The sequence below is a fragment of the Peristeroidobacter soli genome (assembly GCF_004138485.1).
GTDB lineage: Bacteria > Pseudomonadota > Gammaproteobacteria > Steroidobacterales > Steroidobacteraceae > Steroidobacter > Steroidobacter soli.
On record NZ_ML142848.1, the window covers coordinates 681,684 to 702,098 of the forward strand.

Sequence of the window (20,415 nt, forward strand, 5' to 3'; positions counted from 1 at the left end):
CGAGATGGAAGTCCAAGAGAAGATCGACGAGTTGATCGCGCTACGAGCCTCGCAATGGCTCGATCGCCTGCCTGCGGCCACCGAATCCGAGCGTGAGGAATTCGTGCGCTGGCTCGAGGAAAGCCGCGCGAATCTGCAGGCGTTCCTCGAAGTCTCGGAGATCGAGCTGGGCTTGCATCAGGTCGACGCCGGCCGACGTGAGAATATAGATGCGCTATTGAAACAGCTCGCCGGGAATGTCGTTCCATTGAATCGCGGCACTCCTCGGCCGCGCCTTCGTCACCGTGGTCGATTGATTGCAGCACTGGCGGCCGGCGTGGGATTCATTGCGATCGCCGTGCCGATCGCTTTCAGGTCGTTCAGCCCACCCCAGTTCACGACGGCGATCGGTGAGCAACGGACGGTGGAGCTGGACGATCGATCCGTGGTGACCCTGAATGCCGCGTCCCGAATGAGAGTGGATCTCCGCGCGACCGAGCGCGACGTCGAACTGCGCGAGGGCGAAGCCATCTTCATCGTGGCGCATGATCCGAAACGCCCGTTTCGGGTGTACACAATGAATGCCCAGGTCGAGGCCGTCGGCACACAGTTCAATGTCTATGCCAAGGCCAACGGCAGCACACGTGTCTCGGTACTGGAAGGCCGGGTGCGGCTGCTGCCGAGGGCAGGCGGCAGCGCGCAGGCTGGCACCCTCTTCCTTGATGGCGGAGAGGAAGCCGAGATTCGGATTGACGGCTCGGTGCATCGGATTCCGGATGCCGTCGTGGCAAATGCAGTGGCCTGGCGGCAGCGGCGTCTGGTCTTCAACGATGCCTGGCTCGAGGACATGGTGACGGAATTCAACCGTTACAATCGGAACCTGCAGTTGAAACTCGAGGGCGTACCGGAACACTCTTACCAATATGACGGCATTTTCGATGCCGCCGATCCACAGTCGTTCGTGGACCTGCTCTCCAAAGAACCGGATCTGCAGATTGAGCGCGAGGGCGCCGACGTGTTCGTGCGGCGAAGGACGCCCTAGGACTTGAATCCTCGCCACGAGGCGAGCGCACCTCGCATCAGTTACTGCCCCTTTCAACACAGCGAGAGCACGTAGGACTAACATTGCGGTCAGCAATGCACTCACTCGTTATGGGCTAGATTTGACCCTGTAACGGATGACTGAGCATGTGCGCGCGAATACTCCCTGTCTTTGTTGCCTCTTTGGCGCTCCTGAGTTCGATTACCTCGGCTGCGGCGCGTGAGCCGCAAGTTGAGGCCCGTGAACCTCAGCAATCGGAAATCGAAGAAGCACTGCTGCTGGCAGAGGGTGAACTTGAACCATACCTCGATGATTACACTCGGCGAAGGTTGTACAACAGAGGCATGGAACGCTCTGCGTTTGACAATCTAGCGTGGCAGTCATTTTGTAGCGATGTGTACGCCGCACTCGCCAACCCCACACCAATACTTACGCCAGTACCTGTAGTAGTACTTGGCGGCACCTATTCCAGTTGCATGGACATCGCTTCGTCTAACTCTCAGACCAAACAGAACTGGCTACGGAATGCATTTGGTGAATTTTAAAGGACAGCACGTATGTTGAATCGTACTTTTTCATACATTGACATGAACAACGATTGTCACAACGTTGTCGCCATTATCGATGCCCCGAAAAAGCTGGAGCTCCCCCTCAATGCCCCGCCGGGGCAGCCAGGCGCATACGCATGTGATTTCCGAGTCAATGGTGCCGACTTAGATATCAAAGGCAGTGCGTTCGGAGTCGATGAGTTTCACGCCGTTCTGGGGGCGTTCCGCGATTTGCGACTTCAGCTTGATGCCTTGGGGGACAGGATTAAGTTCCTGGACATTGCAGGATGGACCGGTATACCAAGAATGGTGACACTGGGAGATTCGATTGAGGTTCAACGGCGCATCGAAGCCGTATTGGACAACGAACATAAGAAGCGCCAGGACGAACTTACCGCCAGGCGTTTGGCCGCTGAGTCCAAGGAAAAGCGCTAGTCGTTATCGATTGCAGCTCATGCGCTGCTCGGGAACGCGCGCGGGCGACATGTCGGACCCGCGCGGGTTCGTAAGTCATGGTTCCCGGCTCATGACGATCAATTCGCCAGGGGCTGGTACGGCATTGCTGCGCCGGCCAGTCGCCCTCTTCTCATATTTAAGTATGTTCAAGCGGCCGGCAGTCAGCTCGCGCCCGGCGATCGCATGAACTCGCAATAGGGCGCTTGCACCCGAGCGCGCTTCAAACAAAAACACCGGCCGGTCTTCACGCCGTAAATCGCGGCGAGGTCACGGTCCAAAATAACTCGACAACCTCGCACGAGCAGGATCGACGAGCTGATCTGCTCGATCGGCACGAGCGCGGTTGCTTCGTTCTTGGTCATTCGCTGCTCCTGGACTTCTCAAAGCGCACTCGTACAATTTCAGCATCTCCCCGCCGGTCGGCGGACGGCGAAAAAAGGAGGCTAAACCCTACGGTTGGCCCCTTTCTTTTTTCTGCGGTTGTGCTACGGCGAGAAGTACGCGGTGAGTGCCGTTCCGGCGCAGCGAAGCCGCGGAGGCTGAGGTACAAATCGCGCACGGTCGACGCGAAACAGAGCCTGCACCCATGAAACATTCCATCAAAGTGTTTCCGATTCTCCTCGCTGTGTTTGGAACGGCATCTGGCGCAGTCGATGGGGAAGTCCCTGCGTGGGCCTATGCGCTGAATCCACCGACCGCGCAGCCGGTCATGAAGGAGGACGAGCCGCAGCGCGTTCCTGGAAGTTCCGCGAGCTTCACTCGAGGTGAGATCGCGGCAATTGCAGTTCGGCCACCCGATTGGCACCCGGATGAGCATCCGACGATGCCTGGAATCGTCGGGCGCAGCAGGGAGCCGCGGGTATATGCCTGCGCCTACTGTCATTTGCCCAATGGCGCGGGACGCCCGGAAAACGCCAGCCTTGCCGGGCTGAGCGCCAGCTACATCAAAGCTCAGATAGCGGCTTTTCGCGAGGACCGGCGCTTGGGCTCGGAGCCAGGACGCGCGCCTCAAACGAATATGATTGCGCTCGCGAAGCAGCTGACGGAGATCGAAATTGAAGAGTCGGCAAATTACTTTGCGGCGCTGAGTCCGGTGTCCTTCGTCAAGGTCATAGAGTCTCCGACCGCGCCGCGCACGGTGGTGGCCGGCTGGATGCTCAGGAAGGCGCCCGGCACGAGTACTGAACCCATCGGCAACCGGATTGTCGAGCTGGCCGAAGAAACGGAGCGGTTCGAGAACCGGGATTCACGCACGCCCTACGTTGCATACGTGCCGACAGGAAGCCTCGCGCGAGGCGCTGATCTGGTCGCCACGGGTAGTTCCGGACTCACCCTGCCCTGCGCGTCCTGTCACGGCGCAGATTTGAACGGGCTGGCTGACGTACCGCGAATTGCGGGCCGCTCGCCGAGCTATCTGTTTCGCCAGCTATACGATCTGCGCGGAGGCACACGCACGGGCGCTGCATCGGAGTCGATGAAGCCAGTCGTTGCCAGCCTGACGGACGCAGATATGGTGGCAATAGCAGCGTACCTGGCGAGTCGAACCCATTGATCGATGCTGAAGTCACATTCGCATCAGCGCATGCTTTAAACTTCCCCACTCATCCTCTGACCGATCGAAGGCAACGCGTTGGCGCAGAAATTCTATGTAGTGTGGGCGGGACGGCAGACCGGCGTGTTCACGGACTGGCCTACCACGCATCGACAGGTCGATGGGTTCGCGGGTGCGCGCTACAAGTCATTCCCAACTCGCGGGGAAGCTGAGCGGGCTTTTGCGAGCGGTGCGCCGAAGGCCGCCTTCGTGCGCCGGACGCCAGCGAAGACGAGCGCGCAGGCGGCGGTACCCATCGATCCAACGGCGTTCGATTTACAGATCTACTGCGATGGCGCCTGCGATCCCAATCCTGGCCGGTCGGGTTCCGGGCTCGCGGTCTATCATCAAGGCAAGCTGGCGCAGCTGTGGTTCGGTCTTCACAACCCAACTGGCACCAACAACACCGCCGAGCTCAACGCTCTGCATCGCGCGTTGCTGATGGCGGAAGCCGCGCTCGTCAATGGCTCGACGGTGCAGATCCTTTGCGATTCGACCTACGCGATCAATTGCATTTCCAAATGGGCCGCCGGTTGGGAGAAAAAAGGCTGGCGCAAGACCGGCGGTGAGATCAAGAACCTCGCGATCATCCAAGCCGCGCACGCGGTCTTCAGCCGCATTCAATCCAAGGTGCACCTGACTCACGTCAAAGCGCACGTGGGCACACAAGGCAACGAGCTGGCGGATCGCATGGCGATGTACGCGGTCGAGACCGGCAACGTGGAGCTGAGCGAGTACGGCGGCGACATCGATGTCGCCGCGATTCTGCGCATGCGCGCAGGGTGAACGGCTTCGACAGCTGGAGCAGGGTTGGTTGATCGAACAACCGCCCTCGCTGCAGGCTGCACTCGGGCATCGTGCTCAATTCGTCAACACTGACGAATCAGCATTCGCCACAGCCCATGCAGTATTCGCCCCATGTACCATTACCTGTGATCGGTTCCGCCCCGGCGGGTCGGTACATTTTTCAGTCGACTATTTTTTTCAGCCTTGGCGTTCAATCCGTATTTCAAACCTCTCGTCGTCAGTCTGCTGCTGGCATTCCTGTTCGGCGCATCGGCCTCCGCCGACGACCTGGTGACCTCGCGTGCCGTGCTGGTGGACGGCACCGGCAACCTGGACATCGAGGACGTAGTGAAGAGTGAATTCAAGCGCACCGGGCCAATCTTGGTCGGCGGCTTCACCGATGCAACCCAATGGCTGCGCATCACGGTGCGTGCGCCGACGGACGGCGGAACGTTCGAATTGCGCATCCGGCCGACCTTCCTCGATGAAGTCGTGCTCTACGAACCGAACCCGGCAGAGCCAGGCGCCTGGCGACAGCGCGTGACGGGCGACCGCCACGCCAACCCGGACCGTCCGGCCACCACGCTGGGCTTTCTCATGGCACCGGTGCAGGAACAGACGACCTATTATCTGCGGCTCAAAACAACGAGCAGTTCACTGCTCGTCGTGGAAGCGCTCACGCCCGTCGATGCGCGGACCGACGATCTCTTCCGGCAGTTGATCCACGTCATCTACCTCGGTGTCATGCTCTCGATGGCCGTGCTCGCGCTGCTCGGCATGATCAACCTGAGCTCACGTCTGGCAGCAGTGTTCCTGCTTTACCTCACGACACAGACGGCGGCATTCGTCGCGCTCAACGGCTATCTGGCCTACTTCACTACCGCCGCGCATGCCCATTGGGGCGACACGATCACCAGCATCCTCGTGCTGGGGAGCGTCGCCACCGGCGTACTCTTCTACAGCCACGTGTTTCGCGACTACGAGGCATCCTCTGCCGGTCTGCGTTTTCTCTACGCTCTGCTGCTCGTCTTCATCGTCGAGCTCTGCCTCATGAGCGTGGGCCAGGCCCGACTCGCGCTACAGATCAACAGTTACGTCGTTCTGATACTCGGTGCGCTCACACCGTTCGTTGCGCTGTCGATGCGTGCAGGCCCCGAGCGCGAACGTCGCATCATCTGCGGGCTCGTCTGGCTGCAGGCTGGCGCCCTCACATTCATGATGATGCCGATGTTGGGATTGCTTTCGTCCGGCGTAGAGTGGATCGTCGACGCGCCATTGAGCCAGGGCCTGGTCGCCGCCGCGGTGATGTGCGCGATTCTTCACCAGCGCACGCGCGGCTTGGTCGAAGCCCGGCGCCGGGCCGAAATTGAAATGAAGATGACTCACACTCTGCTAGACGCCGAGCGCCAGCGCGCCGCCGAGCAGGCGCGCTTCATGGACATGCTCACTCACGAACTGAAGACGCCGATCGCCGCGGTCAAGATGATGTTTGAGTTGCCCGACGCCTCCGAGAGAACGCGGCGTCACGCACTGAGTACGCTCGAGGATATGGATGCCGTCGTCGAGCGCTGCCGGCAACTGGATCTTCTTCAGCAAGGCCGTTTCACACCACGCCGCGAGCTGTGCCAGGTTGATGCTCTGTTGGAGGAGATCTTCGCATCCAGCCGCGCTCCGGATCGGCTGCATCTGGCCAGCGAACCGGCGCCCGACGTCGAAAGCGATCGGCACCTGCTGAAGATCATTCTGGGCAATCTCGTCGATAATGCGCTCAAATATTCCGCGCCCGGCTCCGATATCGATTGCCGCATCGAGCGACAGGAGAGCGATGGACAGGCGCATGTCCGCGTTTCCATCGAAAACCAACCCGGCCCGGCCGGGTTGCCGGATCCGGACAAATTATTCGACAAGTATTACCGCAGCCCGCTCGCTCACCGTTACACCGGCTCGGGCCTCGGCCTCTATCTCGTCCGGCATCTGGCGGAGCTGCTGGAGGTTCGCTTGAGTTACGACCAGATTCACCAGCGCGCACGGTTCACCCTATGGATCCCCACCTGAACATCGCCGTGGTCGAAGACCACGAGGCACTGCGCATCGTCACTGTCGAAGCGCTGCAGAGCCGGGGACATCGCGTCACTGGAGTCGAAAGCGCCGAAAGCCTGCAGGAGATGCTCGGCAATCAGCCGCTCGAACTGGTGGTGGTCGACGTCAACCTGCCGGGCGAGGACGGTGTCAGCCTGGCGCGCCGGCTCAAGCAGAGCCATCCGGATCTGGGTGTGATCGTGGTCAGTGCGGGTACGCGGCTCGACGACAAGCTCGACGCTTATGAATGCGGGGCGGATATCTATTTGACCAAGCCGATCGCGGTGGAAGAGCTCTGCGCGGCGGCAGGCGCGCTGGGGAAACGAATTCAACGCACGAGTCATCCGCCGCCCTCGGGCTTCAGCCTGGATCTCAAACGGATGCGGTTGCGCGGTCCCGCCGGCGAAATATCACTCACATCGCAGGATGCGACTCTGCTCGCCGCGCTGGTGCGTGCCCCCGGTCGTCGTCTCGAAACCTGGCAACTCCTCGAACAGCTCGGTTGGCTCGAAACCGGCAAGATCGCGCTCGAAGTTCCCGTCAGCCGTCTGCGACGCAAGTTCAGCGTTGTCGGCGCAACAGCGAATCCCCTCATCGCCATCCGCAAGCAGGGCTATCAGCTCAGCTGTGACGTCGTAATCGCGTAAGGCGCCTCGGTAGGCCGCAGTGCGGATAAACCCCGACGGGGATCGCGACAAAACCGGATCCGCGCGCCATACCGACCCCGTAAATGGCGCCGTTACTCGCTGTCGAATCACGCCGGACTTTTTTCCGCAATGTTTCGCAAGGATCTTGATGTCCGGCTTCATAGATTCCGGTCGCACAGGCACGGACGCGGCGAAAATGTGAGTTAAATCACACTGCTGCGCGATTATTTACATGGTCGCGACAGCACCCTGGCGCCGCTCCGCCCGCACTCTAGGAGCCGTCAATGCGATATCCCTCAATGAATCATGTGTACCGTCTCGTCTGGAGCACGGCGAAGAATGCTTGGGTTGCCGTGGCCGAAACCACGCGAGGACGCGGCAAATCATCGCGCTCCAAGACCCTCCGACGAACAGTGCTGGCGACGTTGCTCGCAGCGAGCGGCGCGCACGCTCAGACCACAGTGGTCGACGGCGGTGGCAATTCGGGCTGCATGATTGGCGTCTCCACCTGCAATCTGCAGCGAAGCGACGCCACCTATACCAACTTCTACACCCAGGGCGGCGCCGGTAGCGGTGGCGGCGCGGGTTTGGGCGGCGTGTTCTTCGTCAACAGCGGTGCCAGCCTGTCACTGAACAATGTCAGCTTCCTGCACAACGTCGTCAAAGGCGGTGAAGGCGGCAGCTCTCCCGACGTGAACGTCTCCGGTCTGACGCTGAACCTGCTCGACAAGACCGCCGACGTAACATCGGTCAGCGCGCTGCAGGTCAGACCCACGCTAGCGGACGACGGCAATGGCAACCTCAGTGTGTCCGGGGCGATCCTGAGCTCCGCGAACCCGCTGATCAAATCCGGCGCGGTGGTCAACGTGACCGGTACCACGGGCGCCACCACGATCAGTAACATCAATGGCAGCACCGTCACCTTCGGCTCGGCGCTCGCGGTCGATAACAGCGCGATCAAGAATCTGGGCGGCGCCACCCTCAACGCCGGCACCGACACGATAAGCGTCGCCAGCTTCGGCTCGCTGCAGCCCTCGGACATCGTGGCCGGCTTGTCGGTAGTCGGCGCGGGGATCCCGAGTGGCACCACCATCCTCGATGTCACGCGCGACAACACCAACGCGGTGACCGGCATCAAGCTCAGCAACAACATCACAGTCGGTGGCACCAACGCCAGTTTGAGACTGGTCGACGTCCGCAGCTTCAACGCCTCCCAATTCGCAGTATCGAACGGAGGCACGCAGCTCACGCTGCCGGCCACAGGCCTGGGCCTCGCGGTCGGCATGACCCTCACCGGCACCGGCGTTCCGGCCGGCACCAGGATCACTGCCATCAACGGCGACGAAGTCACATTGTCGCAGGCGATCTCGTCCACCGCCGTCGGCTTCTCCGGCAGCCTGCCGGCGACGGTAGTCGGCCAGAACACCATCCAATTGACTGCTCTCGACAGTCGCCTGCAGGTGGGCGCGGCAATCAGCGGCACCGGTATTCCCGCCGGCACCACGATCACCAATATCGACCCGGCGACCGGCGTGCTCACGCTGAGCCAGAGCCTCACGGCCAATCCCACGCAGTTCACCTCCAAGCGCATCACCGCGCAAAGCGGTACTCAGTTGACCCTGCTCAGCGCCACCGGTCTGGTGGTCGGCATGCAGGTCGAGGGCACGGGAATCCCGGCGGGCACCACGATTACCGGCATCAATGGCAACGTCGTCACCCTCTCGAGCACTCCGACAGGGACGGTCAACGGTTTCATCGCCAGCTCTCCCTATCGCGTCGGCGGCTCCCTCAACGGGATGTCTGTCACAGGAGCCAATGGCTCGAACGGCGGTGGCGGCGTCAATGCGCCCTCCGCCATCGTCTACATCACGGACGGCGAAGGCCGCGACGGCACCCGAGGCGGCAGCGCCGGCAACGGCAGCGGCGGAGTCGGTGGTAACGGCGGTAACGGCGGTAACGGCAGCGGCGGCGTTCCGTTCAACTACGAGTTCACCAGGGACACGATTGAAAAGACGGCGGCGGCTGTTTCCGAAACGGCCGCCGCGGCTGGCGCACTAGCGACATTTCCTCCTAACGCAGTGCTGTCGGCCGCCCATATCGCATCAGCTACCGTGGCCTACGCGCAGCTCGCTGTCGCTATCGCCAACCTCACGCAATGGGGTATTGACCTGAGCAATGGCACTGCTGGACGAGGCGGTGACGGCGGCGGCGGCGGCAATGGCGGCAACGGCTCTCCGTTCTTCGGCGGCGGCGCGGGTGGCGCGGGCGGCGACGGCGGTAGCGGTGCGCTCAGCTTCACCGACGGCGGCGAAGGCGGTAGTGGTGGCGGAGGCGGTGCTGGCGGCTTTGGCGCGGGCGGCGGCTCGGGCGGTGCCGGCGGTTCGAGCGGAGGCACCGGCAACTCCACCGACGGCGACTCCGGCGCCGGTGGCCTCGCCGGCTTCGGCGGCGGCGTTGGCAGTAATGGCGACGGCTTGTTTGGCGGCGGCGGCTCCGGCTTCGGCGGCGCCATCTTCGTACGTAACGGCGGCACCTTGAGCTTGACCGGCAACGTGCTGTTTCGAGAGAACACCGTGCTCGCCGGTTCCAGCAACAACGGCGGCGCGCCCGGCCAGGCGGCGGGCTCCGATATCTTCATCATGCGAGGTGCCGATGTGCTGCTGGCACCTGGCAACGGCAGGACCATTCGCATCGAAGGGCAGATCGCCGACGACAGCGCCGCGAGCATCGCCAACGGCAGCTATGCCGCGGGTGCCGGCGCCGATCTGCGCATCGGCGGCGGCGGCTTGGTGCAATTGGCGGGCACCAATACCTATTCGGGCCGAACCATCCTCGAAGGCGCCACGCTTGAAACCACGCTGGGCCGGGGTATTCATTCGGCCAGCTCCGTCGTATTCCGAGGTCAGGGCAGCCTGGGCGGACTGAATACCGGCAACGCCGGTGTGCTGTTACTCAGCGAGAACGTGACCCAGCGCGCCGGGTCGGTGGTGCCGGGGCAATTCAGCTGGAACGGCGCGGGCGGGTTCGCCTCAGGCACCGCGAGCGGCATCACGATCAATTTCGGCCAGACCGCGGGAGGCACCGGGCAGGTGCTCGACTGGGGCAGCTCCTATCTCGCCAACAACTCGACGCTGGTGTTCGGCTCGGAGTACAGCCAGGGCTCGGTCGATCTGCGCAATGACATCAATCTCAACGGCAACACCGGCAGGGTCGCGGTTTACGGCAGCCTGTCCGCCAGCACAGCGGTACCCGCGCAGACCGCATATCTGAGCGGCAGACTCACCAACGGCAGCTTGCAAGTCGGCAGCGCCGGCTACGCTGGCACGCTGTATCTGACTGGCCAGAACGAGCTCGGCGCCTTCACTCTCAACACCGGAGTGGTGTCCACGCTTGGCACTGCCGGCGCCAACGGTCGCTTGATGCGCACCAGTGGCGGTAGCGTCGCCATCAACGGCGGCACCCTGGTGCTGGCCGGCGACGAAAACCTCACCTCGCTGTCCGTCGCAACCGGCGGCCACTTGCTATCGGTCGGAACTCTCACTGGTGGCACCGCCGTCAACGACGGGATGCTCTCCTATCTCGGCAGTACCACACTCACCAACCTGACCAACAACGCCGACGGTATTCTGAATATCGCTGGCACCTTGACGGCGAGCGGCGTACTCGACAATCACGCCCAGGGCATGCTGGTCCAGATCGGTCAGATCACTGCGGGCAGCGCCGTGAACGACGGCCTGTGGACGGTGAGCGGCCAGCGCACTCTGACGACACCCTCGCTGACCGGCAGTGGCGCGTTCGACCTCGCCACGGCGCCGGACCTCCTGACCATCGACCAAAGCGGCAACAGCACCTTCGCCGGCAGCTTCGGCGGTGCAGGTGCCATCATCAAGACAGGCACAGGCACGCTGACACTGACTGGCGCCAGCAGCCACGCAGGTGGCACGACGGTCGCGGCCGGTACGCTGGACACCACCGGCGGCGGCACGCTGGTGGACAACGGTGCAATCACAGTCAACACGGGCGCCACGTTCAGAGCGGGTACCGTCGATACGGTCGGCGCGGTCGTCAACGGCGGCACCCTCATCGTTGCAGCGGATCAGCACGTCGCCTCCCTGGCGAATGCTGGCACCACCCAGCTCGCCGCCGACCTGACGAGCGCCGGCAACGTTGCGAACGACGGCGTCTGGGCAGTGAGCGGCCAGCGCACCCTCTCGACGGCTGCACTGACCGGTAGCGGAACGTTCGACCTCACCACGGCACCGGAGCTGCTGACCATCGACCAGAGTGGCAACAGCACCTTCGCCGGCGCCTTTGGCGGCGCAGGTGCCTTGATCAAGACAGGCGCGGGCACGCTGGCACTGACTGGTGCCAGCAGCCACCTCGGTGGCACCACGGTTGCGGCCGGTACGCTGGACACCACGGGCGGCGGCACGCTGGCCGACGGCGGCACAATCGCGATCAGCACTGGCGCGACCTTCACGGCGGGCACCGTCGACACAGTCGGCGCTGTGATCAACGACGGCAATTTCATCGTGGCAGCGGACCAGTACGTCGCCTCTCTGGCGAATACCGGCACCACCCAACTCGCCGCCAACCTGACTAGCGCGGGCGGCGTCGTGAACGACGGCCTCTGGGCAGTGAGCGGTCAGCGTACTCTCGTGACACCGACGCTGACCGGCAGCGGCGCGTTCGATCTCACGACGGCACAGGATCTGCTGACCATCGATCAAGCCAGCGACAGCACTTTCGCCGGCAGCTTCGGCGGCTTGGGTGCTCTGATCAAGGCCGGTGCCAGCACGCTGACACTCACCGGCGCCAGCAGCCACCGGGGTGGCACTGCGGTTGCGGCCGGCACGCTGGACACCACCGGCGGCGGTACGCTGGCCGACGATGGCGCGATCGCAATCGTCACTGGCGCCACCTTCAGGGCGGGCACCGCCGACACCATCGGCGCGGTGATCAACGGCGGCAATTTCATCGTGGCAGCGGATCAGCACGTCGCCTCCCTGACGAACGCGGGAACGACCCAGCTCGCCGCCAACCTGACGAGCGCCGGAACCGTGACCAACGAGGGCGCCCTCAATGTGTCCGCCAGCCACACAATGACGACCACCGGACTGGCCGGCGGTTTGACGGGTGTGGTTCAGCTCGATCAGGCAACCGATGTGCTGACTCTGAATCAATCGCAGAACAGCGCGTACAGTGGCCGGATCTCGGGCGCAGGCTCGCTGATCAAGACCGGCGCAGGCACGCTCACGCTCGACAACAGCAACGTGAGCTCGATAAACATCGGCGGCGAGCTGGTCATCAATCAAGGCACGGTGGCCCTGGATGGCGACTACATCCTCGATCAGGGCATGGACGTGGTGGTCAACAGCGGCACCGTCGACAATCAGCAGGTCGTCGGTACGCTGCAACTGATCAACGGCGATCAGAGCATCTTCTCGCTGAGCGGCGCGGGCCAGATCGATCTCGGCGCGACCAATCGCCTGACGGTGCGCAACGGCGGCAACTTCACCGGCTCGGTGCTGGGCTCCGGCGCGCTCGACATTCGCAGCGGTTCGTTCCAGCTCGACAACGATCTGATCTCGCTCGATCCGACCAGCGTGTTCGAGTTGGGCGGTGAGGATTCCCAGGCATCGACGACGGTGGGCAGCGGCGCCACGCTGCAATTCCCGGCCGTGGATCTGCTGCAGAACTCGACGCTCGCGGTCGCGACGGGCGGCTCCGTTGTTTCCAACCGCATCGGCCTCGGCGGCAATTCGCTGCTCGAGATCGCGGCGGGCGGCACGGCGCAGTCGAGCACCGTCCGGGTGACCGACATCGCGAAGCTCGACGTGCAAGGCACGCTGAACGCGAGCGAGATCGTCGTCAGCTCCACCGCCACGAGCCCGGACACGGCGGCGGTCCTGCATCTGGGCAATCCGTTCGATCCCACCACTCGGGGCAGCGTCACTGCGACTCGCACCGAGATCACCGGCGGTGTTCTCTCCGGCAACGGCTCGATATCCGGCCAGGTGATGATGGGCTCGAGCTCGTGGCTCAGGCCCGGCAATTCACCGGGCAGCCTGCAGTTCGTCGATCTGACCTTGGGCAACCAGTCCACCGCGCAAATGGAAATCGGCGGCACCGCCGGCAGCCGGGTCGCGGGCGTCGACCACGATGTCATTCAGGTCACGGGCAGCCTGCGCATCGAGAATGGCGCCACGCTGGTCATCGATCAGTTCGGCAACGGCGACGACCTCGCCCGCGGCGAGGCGATCAAGCTGTTCGATTTCCGAGACGGCCAGGTTTCCGGCCAGTTCGCGAGCGTGCAGAAGACCTACGGTGAGGAGGCCTTGCTCAACGTCAGCACCGGTACCGTCATCGGCCTGGGTAGCGGCGGCTATGGCGATTTCCATAGCCAGGTCGCACACGGTCGCAACAACAGCGCGATGCTGGATGCCCTGATGGTCGAAGAGGCGGGCGGCGTTCGTCAGTTCTACGGCGGCAAACTGGTCGAACGGCTGGTCGCTGCCTACGCCAACGGCGCCGACAGCACATCGATCTTCGCTCAAGCCTCGCCCGAGGCTTACACCAGCTTGATCGAACAAGGCCGGCAGGCGTTGTTCTTCACGCCGGACGCCGATATCGGCAGCGATCTCGGCGAGGCACGCGGCGCCTTCGCGACCGTCTACACCCGTAGCGGCAAAGCGAGGAACGGCGGTTACGCCAAGTACGATCTGGATGCCGACGGCGTACAGGTCGGTTACAGCATGGGCGAGAGCCTGATCGGCAAGGCGAGCCTGGGCATGGAGGACGGCCGGAACCACAGCAACACGTTGCGTGGCAGCTCGGACGGACTGATCGGATCGCTGGCGGCAGCGAAGACGTTGCCAGTGAAAGGTCTGTATCTGTCGGGCCGCGTGTCTTACGCGGAGTACAAGACGGATGCCTCGCGTCAGACCAGCGCCGGTACCGCCAAGGCTGACCGTATCGACTCGAGCGCGTGGCTCGCCGGCGTCGGCGTGATGCATCTGGCCCACTTCGAGCGGCTGAGCTTGCGCTCGTCGTTTGAAGTTGCCAGCTACAGTGTCACGGTCGATGGCTTCAGCGAGACCAACTCACTGTCGGTCACCGATGCTCTGTCCGTGCGCGAACTGAAGCAGGACGGAACTGCGCTGGTCGCCGGCATGGAACTGAGCGGCAATCTGTCCGACAGCTGGTTGTTACGTGCTGGCGCCAACGTCGTGCACGACTTGAGTGGCGACGACCAGGAAGTGAGTGCCAGCGTGAACGGCGAGAATGCGGCGTTCACCGTGCGCAATCCGGGCCTGGGCAAGACGCAGTTCAGCGTTTTGGGCAGCGTGGGTTATCGCATGGGCGATGCCGGCAACCTCGACCTGTCGCTGCAGACCTTCGGCAGCAAGGGTTCGCAGGCCAGCCTCTCGTACAGCAAGCAGTTCTAAGGTGATTGGGGGATTCGGCCCGGCCGGATCCCCCTGTTCTACCGCCACTGCGCGCGCTTTGACGTCCGACCGATCCCCGGGTTGAACTGGTTGCGGGGATCGAGCGTTCGATAGAACTCGGCCAGCGCCGGCTTCGCTGGATACAAATGGCCGACATTGTGTTCAGCGGGATACTCCGCACCTCGCTCATCGAGCCAATGCAACAGTCGATGTTCGAGCGCCTGGGCATCCACTCCCTGGCGAACCAGATAGTCCAGGTGAAAGACGTGACAGAAGAAATGTCCGTAGTTCAGCGCCAGATGAATGTCGTCGCGAACATCGTCCGGCGGCGCATCGGACCATCTCATATCGTTGCGTCGCAGAGCGACATCGAGTGCGACGATGTCCGCCACTTGCTGGCGATGCATGGTCCGATACCGGATGGCCGCGCCAGCCGCCACGAACCGGTGTAGAAGGGCTTTCTCAGCTTCCTGCTCGGTACATTCGAAAACGTCTCCGCTGCCGGAAGGAAACATGGCGCCGAAATAGCCGGCGGCTTCCTCGATGCCCTCACCCGCCATTTTCAGAATCAGATGATGCTCGAAGCGGTCACGCCAGGCTCTCATTCGGGTCGGCAGATGATTCGGGAACAGGCCGCTCAACCTCTGTAATAAAACATCGCTGGCCCCTCGACCTCCCAGCCCGAGGCGCAACACCCAGTCATCGAATCTTCGCTTCAGACTCATCAGGGCCGGCAGTCGCCTCGTGCCCAGATGATGAATGATCAGGAAGGCATCTTTGCCGTACCGGTCGGCGACATCGAACATGTCACGATGCATGTACTCACCGGCCACGGGCAGGTTCTCGAAGCGCGAGAGTATGTGCCGCCGTATCTCGGTGAGTTCTGCCGGATCCCGGGTGCCAACGTAGAAGACACGCGTCCGTACATCTTTTGGAAACGTATCGAGGCGAGCAGCGAACACCACAACCTTACCCGCACAGCCCGACGCTTCGAACAGCCGCTCGGGGTTGGCATTGAAACGTGCTGGCACATCGGAGTCGATCTCTCGCAGGCGCCGCGCGTAGTCGCGATCGGAGCCCCAGCGATCTGGATCGTATTCGATATCCCCGGCGGCGAACTCGCCCCGGTCGAGCCGCGCCAGCATTTGCTCGCTGTCCTGGCCCAGCTTCACGCCGAGATGATTGACGAGCTGCAGCTCGCCACTCGCACTCACTCGTGCAAACAACGCCATCTGCGTAAACGCCGGACCGCGTCTGATCAACGCCCCGCCGGAGTTGTTACTCACTCCTCCGAGCACCGATGCGCCGATACAGGACGAACCGATCACTGAGTGCGGCTCGCGGCCGAACGGTTCGAGCGCCTGTTCCAGTTGATGTAGCGTGGCACCGGGCAGACAAATCACCTGTCGACCCTGGTCGATCACGTACAGCTTTGTCATGGACATCGTGTTGACGATCACGACATCGCGATCGTAGTCATCGCCCGCTGGCGTGGATCCACCCGTGAGCCCGGTGTTGGCGGCTTGCACGATGACGACCTTGTCAGCCGCGACGCAAGCCTGCAGGACCCGCCACAGCTCGACTAACGAGCGCGGGCTGACAACTGCGAGCACAACACCGGCGCCGTAGCGGAATCCTGTGCGATAGGGTCGCGTGGCGTTGCTATCAGTCAGTACGCGCGCATTGCCGACGATCAGCTTCAAAGCAGCAACGAAACCACTCATCTTGCGCCGAAGGCCGCGATGCCGCTGCCCCGTACATCCGTTTCCACGGCGAACAAGCCGCCCGCGAGCGGTTCCTCGGCCAACTGTTGCGCACTCAGATTCTTGCGCGCAGTAGTGATAAACAGTGTCGTCCCTCGCGGACCGCCAAAGGCACATTTGGTCGGATTGCTGACTGGCATGCCCATGCTGGAAAGCACCTCTCCGGTTGCGGAGAGTCTGACGATCTTTCTTCCCCCCCATAGCGCGCACCAGACACCGCCGTGCTCGTCGATCGTCATGCCGTCCGGGTAGCCCTCGCGCTCATCGAATTGATGAAAGAGCTGCGCCCGCGCGGCGAATCCCTTTTCATCTACGGGCGCGCGATAGATGCGCCGGGCAAGCGTATCGGTGAAGAACACGATGCGCCGCTCGAGGTCGAACGCGGGACCATTGGTGATCGCACACGCTCCCCACATCTCGGCGGTCGAGCGCTCGGCGGTGAGTCGATAGAACCGGCCGCTCGGATTGCGCTCGAGCAGGTCCAGCGTGCCGTACCAAAAATTCCCCCACGGGTCGCACGCGCCGTCGTTAGTACGCAGGCCCGGACCGGTCCCCGAAGCGATGCGCGAGCCAACGGTGCGAGCATTCGTGTCGAGCTCATAAAATCCCGAGGCGGACGCCGCAACGAGACGACCGGCGCCCGCTGGCACCAGACACGTTGCAGCGAACGGCAAACACCATTGCCACCGCTCCTGCGTCTCGGGATCGAACCTATGCAACAGAGCGCGCGCGATATCTACCCAGTAGATCGAACGATCTTCGTCGTGCCACAGGCAGCTTTCGCCAAGCTCGGCCTTGGCATCCCAGACGCAGACGGGGGATTCAGTGCGAGTGTCGTGGAGGACCTTCGCTCGCGGCGATTCGTTGATAGTTCTTTTCTGTTGCAAGACCGGCTCCTTCGTCCAGCGGACGAACATAGGCTCGATAGATCTCCTGCCAGGGCGTCTGGTGTTGCGGATGGCGCGGCACCGATCGCGACCGCCGCCGGGACAATTCCGCGTCGTCGACCAGCAGATCGACGCGGCGCTGAACCAGATCGATACGGATGCGATCGTCGGTTTCGACCAGTGCCAGGCCCTCGCCGGTCGCTGACTCCGGCGTGACATGCAGGATGGAAGGACTCGCCGACGTGCCGCTCTGGCGGCCATCGCCGATGCAGGGAAGGATGTCGACGCCGCGTCGAATCAGATAATCCGGAGGAGACATGTTGACGACTTCCGCCGACCCCGGATAACCGACAGGACCGCAGCCGCGCATCACCAGAATGCAATCTTCGTCGATCGCCAGCGACGGCTGGTCGATTCGCTGGTGATAATCTTCCGGACCTTCGAAGACGATGGCCCGCCCGACGAACGCGCCGCGCCGCTCCGGCCCCTGGAAATAACGTTGTGAGAACGCTTCAGTGAGCACCGATGTCTTGAACACGGCGGAGCGAAAGATGTTGCTCTCCAGGATCAGAAAGCCGGCGTCGGCGCGAATCGGATTGGCGACCGATCGGATGACGCGCTCGTCAGTGCTTCTGTAATCCGCGTAGACCTGGCCCACGCTCGGGCCGGCAACACTCAGAGTCTGTGTTTCGATCAGCCCTGCCCGAATGAGCTCGCCGAGCACGGCGGGCACACCGCCGGCACGATAGAAATCCTCGCCCAGATATTCACCAGCGGGCTGACAGTTCACCAGCAGCGGCACCTCGGCTCCGCACCTGCCCCACTCTTCGAGCTTGAACGGCAATCCGATGGAGTCGGCGATCGCTTGAACATGGACGGTCGCGTTGGTCGAACCGCCAAGCGCCGCACAGACGCGAATGGCGTTACGGAACGCGGCGGCGGTCAAGATCGCGGAAGGCCGAAGGTCTTCATGCACCATCTCAACGATGCGGCGACCGGTGGCGTAAGCCATCTGAGCTCGCTCTCGGTAGGGAGCGGGAATGGCCGCGCAACCGGGTAACGACATGCCGAGCGCTTCGGCAAGACTGTTCATGGTCAGCGCGGTGCCCATGGTGTTGCAGTGACCGATGCTCGGCGAGGACGCGAGCACTTCTCGCATGAACCCTTCGAAATCGATCTCGCCCGTTTTCAGTCGATCACGAGCACGCCAGATGATGGAGCCCGAACCGACGCGCGCATCGCCAGCCCAGCCGTTCAACATCGGGCCGCCGGACAGAACGATTGCGGGAATATCGACGGCCGCCGCGGCCATCAGGCTCGCTGGCGTCGTCTTGTCGCAGCCCGTCGTCAGCACGACCGCATCGAGCGGATAGCCGTACAGAATTTCGATGAGCCCGAGGTAGGCCAGATTCCGGTCGAGCGCCGCCGTCGGACGCTTGCCCATTTCATGAATGGCGTGCACCGGAAACTCGAACGGCACACCGCCAGCGTCGCGAATTCCGTCGCGCACGCGCGCGGCCAGGGCGATGTGATGTCGATTGCAGGGAGCGAGGTCGCTGCCGGTCTGTGCGATGCCGATGATCGGGCGTCCCGATCTCAGCTCATCGCCAGTCAATCCGTAGTTGAGATACCGCTCCAGATAGATGGCGGTTTCGACCGGATGCCCGGGATCGTCGAACCACGCACGGCTGCGAAGTTGCCGGGACGGTTTGCTCATGTCTTCCCTTGTGCCCACTGAATGGACTGGGAAGGTGCGCTTCGGAGCCTGCGCCCACTACCTCGGAGTTTTCGTGCGTGTGGGCTTTTTTTGCCCGCCGTTGGTCACACGGCTTTCAGGGGCGGATATTCGATGGCGCGCTCGTTGAGGACGCGGGTGCGCTCACGATATTCACTGGGGTTCATGTGCTTGAGCGCGCGGAACTGACGATTGAAGTTCGACAGGTTCCGATAGCCGCATTCCATCGCGATCTCGGTGATGCTGGCGTTACTGTTGCTGCCGAGCAGCCGACAGGCTTTGTGGACGCGCAGGATGTTGACGAAGTCGACGAAGTTGCGCCCGGTCGCGGCCCGGAAGAAACGACTGAACGACGAAGCCGTCATGCCCAGACGCTCGGCCACCTCGGCCTGACTGATTTCCAGATCCAGATTCTCGCGCACATAACGATGCACGATCTCGATCCGGTGCCGGTTCACCGGCGTGATGTCGTTGTGGAGATGGTAATCCTTCGCCGCGAGCTGCCTGCGGTCCGTCGACTTGGACAGCAGATTCAAGATATCCAGCAAGCGAAGCAGCCGATCCAGCCCTTTCTGGGCCACCAGCGCGTGAAGCAAGGGACCGACCGCCTGAACCGTCGGGCCAAAAAAATGCAAACCGCAGGCCGCATCCTCGCACAGCTGCATGATCCCTTTGCTCTCCGGAAGCCTGCTGAGCAGGTCGCCGAGATAGTTCTCCCAGAACTGAACCACGACCAGCTCCGCCGTCTCGTGATTGGGCGCGTGCCGGTCGTTCTGCCAGCAATGCGGCAGGTTCGGACCCACCAGCACCAGGTCGCCGGGCGAGTAGCGTTCGATGCTATCGCCGACGAAGCGCGTGCCCTGGCTGTGAATCAGCCAGGTCAGTTCGAATTCCGGGTGATAGTGCCAGGTGTGATCGGTCGACAGGTCTTCGGATAGAAAGTGCAGGCAGCGAAAGCTGCTTTCGGTATCGGCCTGCACCGCTTCGAACTGCGGATCCAACGTGTGGACGGCGGCACGCTTGCCTGGTTTCGCTTCCGATGCGCGCCCGTCGCTGACTGGCGAAGTACGCACTCTCATATTGCATCGTCCGATCGAGATGGCGCCAAAGTAGCACTCCCTCGTAGACAGAGCAACGCCGGCTAAGCGGAACCCAGATCGACCCACGCCGAGTTGGCACGGCTCGACGCGATGACCGCCGCGATGAAGCGCATGCCACGCAAGCCATCTTCCGCATCGGGCAACGGATGATCCATCTTGCCGCCGGCCGCGCCGTTGGCCGCTTCGATGAGGCCCGCAAAATCTTTATACAGCTGGGCAAAAGCCTCGATGTAGCCTTCGGGTGCCCGCTGGGGATGCGGGTCGCTTGCGATGCCGCCGCGCCGATTTCATGCCCGCCGCGAGAGAGCACTTGTGGAGCCTTGCCGAACTCGGCGAAGCGCAATTGATTGGGAT

At 62.7% G+C, this 20,415-nt stretch carries 12 protein-coding genes; 7 read left to right on the forward strand and 5 right to left on the reverse strand.

The features are described 5' to 3' along the window. Window positions 1-4 precede the first annotated feature (4 nt). The gene (locus EKO19_RS02660) at window positions 5-1,021 is read left to right on the forward strand and encodes a FecR family protein (RefSeq protein WP_157995093.1); all 1,017 of its coding nucleotides are present in this window, start codon (window positions 5-7) and stop codon (window positions 1,019-1,021) included. Between the two features lie 557 nt (window positions 1,022-1,578). Beyond that, window positions 1,579-2,004: a DUF6968 family protein gene (locus EKO19_RS02665; protein ID WP_129774853.1), complete on the forward strand. Its 426-nt coding sequence runs from the start codon at window positions 1,579-1,581 to the stop codon at window positions 2,002-2,004. A 182-nt stretch (window positions 2,005-2,186) separates the two neighbouring features. Here EKO19_RS02665 and EKO19_RS02670 read toward each other — a convergent pair whose 3' ends face one another. After that, complete coding sequence (locus tag EKO19_RS02670) at window positions 2,187-2,387, reverse strand: ORF6N domain-containing protein (RefSeq protein WP_129774854.1); 201 nt, start codon at window positions 2,385-2,387, stop codon at window positions 2,187-2,189. A gap of 461 nt (window positions 2,388-2,848) precedes the next feature. Here EKO19_RS02670 and EKO19_RS02675 point away from each other — a divergent pair, with 461 nt between their 5' ends. The 5 genes from EKO19_RS02675 (at window position 2,849) to EKO19_RS39415 (ending at window position 14,576) form a co-directional block, all read left to right on the forward strand. Further along, window positions 2,849-3,577, forward strand: a complete 729-nt coding sequence (locus tag EKO19_RS02675; protein ID WP_217705096.1) for a c-type cytochrome — start codon at window positions 2,849-2,851, stop codon at window positions 3,575-3,577. Between the two features lie 78 nt (window positions 3,578-3,655). Further along, window positions 3,656-4,402, forward strand: coding sequence for a ribonuclease H family protein (locus EKO19_RS02680; protein ID WP_129774856.1), 747 nt, complete (start codon window positions 3,656-3,658; stop codon window positions 4,400-4,402). A gap of 204 nt (window positions 4,403-4,606) precedes the next feature. After that, window positions 4,607-6,457, forward strand: coding sequence for a sensor histidine kinase (locus tag EKO19_RS02685; RefSeq protein WP_129774857.1), 1,851 nt, complete (start codon window positions 4,607-4,609; stop codon window positions 6,455-6,457). Next, complete coding sequence (locus EKO19_RS02690; RefSeq protein WP_129774858.1) at window positions 6,442-7,128, forward strand: response regulator transcription factor; 687 nt, start codon at window positions 6,442-6,444, stop codon at window positions 7,126-7,128. Before EKO19_RS02685 ends, EKO19_RS02690 begins: the two co-directional genes overlap by 16 nt. Window positions 7,129-7,412: 284 nt before the next feature. After that, window positions 7,413-14,576 (forward strand): autotransporter-associated beta strand repeat-containing protein, encoded by a 7,164-nt coding sequence (locus EKO19_RS39415; RefSeq protein WP_129774859.1) that lies wholly within the window; start codon window positions 7,413-7,415, stop codon window positions 14,574-14,576. 38 nt (window positions 14,577-14,614) lie between these two features. Here EKO19_RS39415 and dld read toward each other — a convergent pair whose 3' ends face one another. The 4 genes from dld to EKO19_RS39020 form a co-directional block, all read right to left on the reverse strand. Continuing rightward, window positions 14,615-16,300: a D-lactate dehydrogenase gene (gene dld / locus EKO19_RS02700; protein ID WP_129774860.1), complete on the reverse strand. Its 1,686-nt coding sequence runs from the start codon at window positions 16,298-16,300 to the stop codon at window positions 14,615-14,617. Then, window positions 16,297-17,226 (reverse strand): SMP-30/gluconolactonase/LRE family protein, encoded by a 930-nt coding sequence (locus tag EKO19_RS02705; RefSeq protein WP_157995094.1) that lies wholly within the window; start codon window positions 17,224-17,226, stop codon window positions 16,297-16,299. The genes dld and EKO19_RS02705 overlap by 4 nt, the downstream gene beginning before the upstream one ends. Beyond that, on the reverse strand, window positions 17,162-18,943 hold the full coding sequence (locus EKO19_RS02710; protein ID WP_129774862.1) for an IlvD/Edd family dehydratase: 1,782 nt from the start codon (window positions 18,941-18,943) through the stop codon (window positions 17,162-17,164). Before EKO19_RS02710 ends, EKO19_RS02705 begins: the two co-directional genes overlap by 65 nt. Window positions 18,944-19,047: 104 nt before the next feature. Next, window positions 19,048-20,040 carry an AraC family transcriptional regulator gene (locus EKO19_RS39020; RefSeq protein ID WP_129774863.1) on the reverse strand — a complete coding sequence of 331 codons (993 nt, stop codon included), beginning with the start codon at window positions 20,038-20,040 and terminating at the stop codon, window positions 19,048-19,050. Window positions 20,041-20,415 lie beyond the last annotated feature (375 nt).

Coding starts and splice junctions, on each gene's coding strand:
- EKO19_RS39020 (WP_129774863.1), bottom strand. CDS start 20,040: ATGAGAGTGCGTACTTCGCCAGTCAGCGACGGGCGCGCATCGGAAGCG.
- EKO19_RS02690 (WP_129774858.1), top strand. CDS start 6,442: ATGGATCCCCACCTGAACATCGCCGTGGTCGAAGACCACGAGGCACTG.
- EKO19_RS02675 (WP_217705096.1), top strand. CDS start 2,849: ATGCCTGGAATCGTCGGGCGCAGCAGGGAGCCGCGGGTATATGCCTGC.
- dld (WP_129774860.1), bottom strand. CDS start 16,300: ATGAGTGGTTTCGTTGCTGCTTTGAAGCTGATCGTCGGCAATGCGCGC.
- EKO19_RS02710 (WP_129774862.1), bottom strand. CDS start 18,943: ATGAGCAAACCGTCCCGGCAACTTCGCAGCCGTGCGTGGTTCGACGAT.
- EKO19_RS02660 (WP_157995093.1), top strand. CDS start 5: ATGGAAGTCCAAGAGAAGATCGACGAGTTGATCGCGCTACGAGCCTCG.
- EKO19_RS02665 (WP_129774853.1), top strand. CDS start 1,579: ATGTTGAATCGTACTTTTTCATACATTGACATGAACAACGATTGTCAC.
- EKO19_RS39415 (WP_129774859.1), top strand. CDS start 7,413: ATGCGATATCCCTCAATGAATCATGTGTACCGTCTCGTCTGGAGCACG.
- EKO19_RS02670 (WP_129774854.1), bottom strand. CDS start 2,387: ATGACCAAGAACGAAGCAACCGCGCTCGTGCCGATCGAGCAGATCAGC.